General features: G+C 64.0%; 3 protein-coding genes. All 3 read left to right on the top strand.

Annotated elements, in window-relative coordinates; all coding sequences use genetic code 11:
- The first annotated feature begins 301 nt into the window (after positions 1 to 301).
- Positions 302 to 697, top strand: a complete 396-nt coding sequence (locus JOZ76_RS18310; protein ID WP_291700450.1) for a hypothetical protein — start codon at positions 302 to 304, stop codon at positions 695 to 697.
- Positions 698 to 823: 126 nt separating this feature from the next.
- Positions 824 to 1,408, top strand: coding sequence for an NnrU family protein (locus tag JOZ76_RS18305; protein ID WP_291700452.1), 585 nt, complete (start codon positions 824 to 826; stop codon positions 1,406 to 1,408).
- A 1-nt stretch (position 1,409) separates the two neighbouring features.
- On the top strand, positions 1,410 to 2,461 hold a 1,052-nt coding region (locus JOZ76_RS18300), incomplete at its 3' end, for a class I adenylate-forming enzyme family protein (RefSeq protein WP_291700448.1).

Genomic DNA, 2,461 nt, shown 5'->3' with positions numbered 1-2,461 from the left:
GGCGCCCTGGCGGGCCGGCCGATCATGATCCGCTATGTCGACAACCGCGACCTGAACAAGAAGGCGGCCGAACCTTAACCGCATGGCCCGGCGAAGTGGGATCCGGTTCGCCGACAAGAACGTGCGCCAACACCAGAATCTACCGCGCTCGCCGGTCATATTGGATTATTGAATGATCCAGTATGACCGCTGTAGGCCGTTCGGCCGAGTTGCGCTGATGGCATCTATTTTGCTACCAGATTCATCCGCAAGACGGCTTTGCGCAGAACCTGCCAGGGCCGTTTTCCAGCGGAGCGGGACAATGGTTCGTGCGAAGACGCCGTCGGCTGTCGCAGCCGCATTGCTGATCGGCTGCTGGAGCCACGGCGCAGCCGCGGCCCCGAAGAAGCAGAATGCGCCGGCGGCGACCCTGCAGAGGCAGCTGCAGGAGATGCGGACAGCGATCCTGCGGGGGTGGGATCCCGCAGGTTTCGAGGGCACGATCACGGTCCGGGTCCATTTGAAGCGCGATGGCTCGCTCGACGGTTCGCCAGAGATCGTGTCCGATCCGACCGATGCCGCCCATTACCAGGCGGCCGCGACCAGCGCCGTGCGCGCGGTCATGCAGAGTCAGCCGTTTACGATGCTGGGTCCGGCGACTTATGAGCGTTGGAAGGAGACGGACATCGAATTTGTCCCGGCCGACCTGTCCCGGTAAGTGTCGGCCTAATTTTCGCGGTCTGCTGCGCCAGGATCGACGGGACCGGCGGCGGTGCGGCATCATGAGCGAACGCGACGTCTCGAACAGGCGCTGGCCGAGCAGGATCAAGGGGAGGAACACGCTTTGGGGCTTCTGGTGATGATCCTGGGCCTGGTGCTGTTTCTCGGCGCCCATACGCTCACGACCGCGCGCGAACTGCGCGCCGGCCTGATCGCCGCGACCGGCGAGAGCGGCTACAAGATCGGCTATGCGCTCATCTCTCTCGTCGGGCTTGCACTGATCGTCTGGGGCTTTGCGCAGTACCGTGCGACCGGCTTGTGGTCGGTTTGGACACCGCCGACGTTCCTGAAACATCTCAGCGTGGCGCTGATGCTGCCGGCCGTCATCCTGATTGTGGCGGCTTACCTGCGCGGCCGCATCTATCAGGCGGTCAAGCATCCGATGCTCGCCGGCGTCAAACTCTGGGCATTCGGCCATCTGCTGGCCAATGGTGATCTCGGCGGTATCATCCTGTTCGGCTCCTTCCTCGGCTGGGCGGTCTATGACCGGATTTCGCTGAAGCGCCGCGCCGACGCGGGCGGTCCGCCGATTCCCGTCGGCGGCATCGGCAACGACCTGATCGCAATCGTCGTCGGGGTGATCGTCTATCTGGCGCTCGCCTTCGCGTTCCATCCGGTCGTGCTCGGCATTCCCGTGATGGGGAGTTGAGATGGATTGGCCGCGCGAGATCCTGCCTGCGATGCGGCGCGAAGTCCGCTTCGGCGATCGCGTGGTGGAGGCTTTTGTCGACCGGCCGAAAAGCATCTGGGAGATGGTCGAAGCCGCAGCGGCACGAAACGGCGATGGAGAGGCGCTGATCTGCGGCGAGCGCCGCCTGCGCTGGCGCGACGTCGTCCCGCAGGCTGGGCAAATTGCGGCGGGCCTGCGTGAGAAGGGCCTGCAGCGCGGCGATCGCATCGCGCTCTTGCTCGGCAACCGCATCGAATTCGTGCTGTCGATGTTGGCCGCCGCCCAGCTCGGCCTGATCACGGTGCTGCTGTCGACACGGCAGCAGAAGCGCGAGATCGCCTATGTGCTGGCCGATTGTGGCGCCAAGCTGCTGTTCCACGAAGCGACCCTCGCCGATCGTCTGCCCGATGCCTGCGATGTCCCGGAGCTCCAGCATCGGATCGCCGTTGATGACGATGTGATGCTGTCCCAGCTTGCAACGTTTGCAGATTGGTCGCCGCTGCAAGAGGCAACCGAGGTCGGTGAAGAGGACACGGCCATGATCCTCTATACCTCGGGCACGACAGGGCAGCCCAAGGGCGCGATGCTCGCTCATTGCAACATTGTCCATTCGGCCATGCTGTTCGAGGCCTGCATGCAGCTCACGGCGGCCGATCGTTCGATTGCCGCCGTGCCGCTCGCCCATGTCACCGGCGTGGTCGCCAACATCATGAGCATGGCGCGCTGCGCGGGCAGCCTGATCATCCTGCCCGAGTTCAAGGCCGCGGCGTTCTTAAAACTTGCCGCAAGCCAGCGCATCACGCACAGCCTGATGGTGCCGGCGATGTACAATCTCTGCCTGCTGCAGGCCGATTTCGCCGCGCATGATCTCTCGGCCTGGCGGATCGGCTATGGCGGGGCGCCGATGCCGATTGCGACCATCGAAAAGCTCGCTGCGACAAGTCCGGGCTTAAAACTGATCAATGCTTATGGCGCGACCGAAACCACCTCGCCCTCGACCATGATGCCGGGCGAATTGACCGCTGATCACAT

The organism is Bradyrhizobium sp., assembly GCF_019244115.1.
In the GTDB taxonomy this organism is placed as follows: Bacteria; Pseudomonadota; Alphaproteobacteria; order Rhizobiales; family Xanthobacteraceae; genus Bradyrhizobium.
This window is presented reverse-complemented; position numbering and strand designations above follow the sequence as displayed.

Excerpts from the sequence above, each read along its gene's own strand:
- JOZ76_RS18310 (WP_291700450.1), top strand. The coding sequence starts at position 302 with ATGGTTCGTGCGAAGACGCCGTCGGCTGTCGCAGCCGCATTGCTGATC.